The sequence below is a fragment of the Micromonospora acroterricola genome (genome assembly GCF_003172955.1).
Lineage (GTDB): Bacteria > Actinomycetota > Actinomycetes > Mycobacteriales > Micromonosporaceae > Micromonospora > Micromonospora acroterricola.
Genome location: NZ_QGKR01000176.1, coordinates 1 through 3,638, shown reverse-complemented (window position 1 = coordinate 3,638; position 3,638 = coordinate 1). Strand labels below are relative to the sequence as shown.

Annotated in this window: 5 protein-coding genes; 4 read left to right on the top strand and 1 reads right to left on the bottom strand. The window is 73.2% G+C overall.

Translation table 11 applies throughout. The features are described 5' to 3' along the window. Positions 1 to 501: 501 nt before the first annotated feature. On the bottom strand, positions 502 to 690 hold the full coding sequence (locus DKT68_RS11590; RefSeq protein ID WP_109817425.1) for a hypothetical protein: 189 nt from the start codon (positions 688 to 690) through the stop codon (positions 502 to 504). 19 nt (positions 691 to 709) lie between these two features. On the opposite strand from DKT68_RS11590, the gene DKT68_RS11585 reads away from it, so the two are divergent. From DKT68_RS11585 to DKT68_RS11565, 4 genes are all read left to right on the top strand, one after another. Next, positions 710 to 1,384, top strand: a complete 675-nt coding sequence (locus DKT68_RS11585; protein WP_109817424.1) for a hypothetical protein — start codon at positions 710 to 712, stop codon at positions 1,382 to 1,384. Positions 1,385 to 1,421: 37 nt separating this feature from the next. Continuing rightward, the gene (locus DKT68_RS11580) at positions 1,422 to 1,811 is read left to right on the top strand and encodes a hypothetical protein (RefSeq protein ID WP_109817426.1); all 390 of its coding nucleotides are present in this window, start codon (positions 1,422 to 1,424) and stop codon (positions 1,809 to 1,811) included. Between the two features lie 134 nt (positions 1,812 to 1,945). Beyond that, positions 1,946 to 2,635, top strand: a complete 690-nt coding sequence (locus DKT68_RS30895) for a hypothetical protein (protein ID WP_146218339.1) — start codon at positions 1,946 to 1,948, stop codon at positions 2,633 to 2,635. A gap of 88 nt (positions 2,636 to 2,723) precedes the next feature. After that, complete coding sequence (locus DKT68_RS11565; protein ID WP_236646845.1) at positions 2,724 to 3,404, top strand: cellulose binding domain-containing protein; 681 nt, start codon at positions 2,724 to 2,726, stop codon at positions 3,402 to 3,404. Positions 3,405 to 3,638 lie beyond the last annotated feature (234 nt).

Here is a 3,638-nt window from a genome sequence, read left to right as displayed (position 1 = left end):
CGCCGCCCCGATTCCACCGCCAGAGTGCCCCCGACCACGGGACGCCGGCCCCATACCGGACAGCCAGCCCCGAGATGCCCAACCCGAAACGGACACCAGCGGACTCCGCAACCCCCTGTGCCCCTTGAACGGGGCGGCGTCAACCCGAACCGGACACCGGACTCCGCAACCCTCTGTGCCCGAGACGGGGCGGCGTCGGCCCGAACCGGACACCGCCGGACTCCACAACCCCTGCGCCCCGAGACGGGGCGGCGTCAAGATCTGCGCACTTTCCGGGAAGGCTAACCGGGACCTTTGGACACCGCGATATCAGCGAAACCGAGTCGAGCAAGCGGCCAGAGAAGGCACGGCGCTTGCACGTAGCCCGGTCAGACAGCGCCCGCCCCACACCTGCGGCAGCCGGGCAGGGAGCGCCGGAGGTGTGCGGCCGTCGGGTGCGGGTGAACCCCGCCTGTTCAACAGCGCCGCCGACCGTCCACTGAGGATGTTCGGCCGGGCGGGTCAGGCCTGGTCGGTCGGCTTGGCGACGTCGCTGGCCTGGGCGTGCCGCTCCAGTAGCCGCTGCCGGATCTCCTCGGGGGTGTACGCGCGCCGACGCCGTTCGGCGCGGGCGATGACCACACCGGAGGCTGCGACGCCGGCGAGGCCGGCCAGCCCGAGGACCTTCCACCACCGCATTCGTTGCCGCATCGGCCTAGGCTAGACCCTCATGAGCATCAGCCTGGACGAGGCCGTCGAGTTGACCCGCACCGGCGACGTGTGGGTGTTCCGGGGTCGCAGCGTGCCGGACCGGGCGATCCAGTTGACCACCAACAGTCCCGTGAACCATGTGGGGATGGCGGTGGTGCTGGACGACATGCCCCCGCTGATGTGGCACGCGGAGCTGGGCAGGTCGCTGCCGGATCTGTGGTCCGGCGCCCACCAGCGTGGTGTGCAGCTGCACGATCTGCGGGACGCGGTCGGCGTCTGGGCCAATCGGTACGGCCAGCGGGCCTGGCTGCGGCAGCTTGACCCGCCGGCGGATGGGGAGATGGAACGGGCGGTGCTGCGTACCATCGCGCGCCTGGACGGCACGCCGTTCCCGTCGACCGCGCAGTTGGCCTGGCGGTGGGTGCGGGGCCGGGTGCCGGCGCTGCCGCGTCCGGGTCGGTCGGCGCCACCGGCCGCGGTGTCGGGTGGCTCGCCGGGTGCGCGGGACCGGGCGCTGGAGACGGCGTACTGCGCCGAGGTGGTGGCGGTGACCTACGAGGCGATGGGGTTGCTGCCCGGCGGTCGGCGTCCGAACTGGTACGACCCGGGGCGGTTCTGGAGCGGGGACGACCTGGGGCTGGCGGCGGACGCGCGGCTGGGCGCGGAGATCGAGGTGGAGGTTCCGGCGCGCTGAGGTTTGACCTGGCCGTTGGCCGGCAATTGCTGTGGCCGTGAACGCCTCCACCGATCTTGACACGCTGACCGACTTCTTCGACCGGTACGGCGTGGCGTTGACCTGCGGCGACCTACCGGCCATCGCCGGTTGTTACGCCCTGCCCGGAATGGTGGTGGCTGATACCTACAGCTTCTCGTTCAACTCGCTGGCGGCGGTCGCACTGTCCTTCGTGGGCGCCGCGCCCGACTACCAGGACCGGGAGCTGGTCGCGGCGCACGCCCGGATCGAGGACGTGCAGCCGGTGTCCGCGCTGCTGACGATGGTGGCGGTGGAGTGGGAGTTCCTGGACAGTCGGGGGCACGCGGTTCCGGGGGAGCGGTACCGCTACGTGCTGCGTACGACGAGTGAGGGGCCGGTGATCTGCACGGTCGTCCGGACGGCCTGACCGACCGGGACCGTCGGCGAGGCCGCCCGTTTTCCGTTCCGGGTGGGCCGGTCGGCCCGATCCGTACCCGCCCGGTTTCCGGTCCGGCCGGTGCTGGCTACGCTGGCGCGTCGGCGGGGACGAGGGGAGACCTGATGGCGGTGGGGCCGGACGGTGCGGCTGGTACGCGGGCGGCGCGGGTGCTGGCGTCGGTGCCGTGGATCGTGGTGCTGCTCGGCGTCTGCGCGCTGGTGGTGTTGTTGGTGGTCGCGCTGCTGTCGTTCCGTACCCGGGAACGGGAGGGCGAGCCGCAGGCGGCGCCGCCGGTGTTCCTGCCGACGGTGCCCGCCGCCGCGTCGGCTACGGCGACTCCGACTCCGACTGGGGCGGAGCGGCGCACGGCGTCGCCGCGCCCGTCGCGGAGCAGCAGCCGGTCGCCGTCGCCCCGGGTGACCACCAGCTCGCCGGCTCCGGGCAGGACGAGCGCTCCGGCGGCGCCGGCGGTGCCGCTGGGGCCGGCGGACGAGACGGTCACCGCCCGGTACCAGGTCGGGACGGACGGCTGGGACGGCTCGGAGGCGGTGCTGTCGGTGAGCAACCCGTCGGGTGGAGCACTGGAGTGGCGGGTGGAGTTGTCGTTCGACGACGACATCCGGAGCCTGCGGGTCAGCGGGGACTCGGAGGTCTCGGTGTGGGGGCGCGGGGGCGGCGAGTTCGTCCTGCGCGGCACCCGTTCCCTGAGCCCGGGGGACACCCGGACGCTGCGCCTGCGCGTCGGCTGGGGTGACTCGGGGGAGCGTCCGGTCGGGTGCACGGTCAACGAGGTCGACTGCCAGGTCGGCTGACCTGGTGCCGGGTCCGACGCTACCGCCGGCGCTTCCGGGCCCGGCCGTCGATCGCTACGCTGCCCGGACGGCCCGCTGAGGGAGGTTCATGTCCGGTATGCGTCGCGCCCCGCGACCCTCCCGTGGTCCGGCCGCCATCGCGTCGTCGCCGTGGATCGTGGTGCTCGCCGGCATCGTGGTGATGGTGGTCCTGCTCTTCGTGGCGCTGGGCGCGTACCGGGGACGTAGTCCGGCGCCGGACGACCCGGCGGTGTTGCCACCGGCGCTGCCGCTGCCGCAGGGGTCGGTTCCGCCGACCGCGCCGACGTCACCGAGGTCGTCGACGCCGCCGCTGCGGCCGCCTGGGCTGTCGCCGCGCGCGACCGGACTGCCACCCAGCGCCCCGGTCGGGACGCGACCTCCGACGGGCGCACCGACCTCCACGCGGCCGGCGACGCCGCCGGCGCAGCGCCCGCCGGCGGTGAGTGGCCGGTACCGGGTGGTGCAGAGCTTCGACGGGGGTTTCATCGGCGAGGTGTTGATCGTCAACGCGGCCGGTGAGGACCGGGGTTGGACGGTGCGGTTGGACTTCGGCGGTGGGCGGGTGGTGACCGCCTGGGTGGAGGGCGTGCCACAGGGGACGCTGCGGCAGACCGACGGTGGCTTCACGTACGCCAGTGGGGTGGACGTGCCGGCGGGCGGGTCGGCGTCGTTGCGGTTCCACGTGGAGCGGGCGCCCACCCAGCCGCGGGGCTGCACGGTCGACGGGGCGCGCTGTACCGGGTTCTGACCTCGGGAGTCTGCGGTGGACGGCCGGCAGGTGAGCGGCGCTTCCGCAAGGGCGCTGCCGTGTTACGACTCTGTTTGCAAGGTATTGCAGAATGTTTCGGCAAGGGTTAGCGTGCGGCCAATCACGACCAGAGGAAGGCCGTCGATGAAACCCCCGCCCACACCGCGCACCGCCCTGCTCGCCCTCGCCTCCCTGCTCATCGTCACCCTCGTCGGTACGCCGGCCGCCGCACGT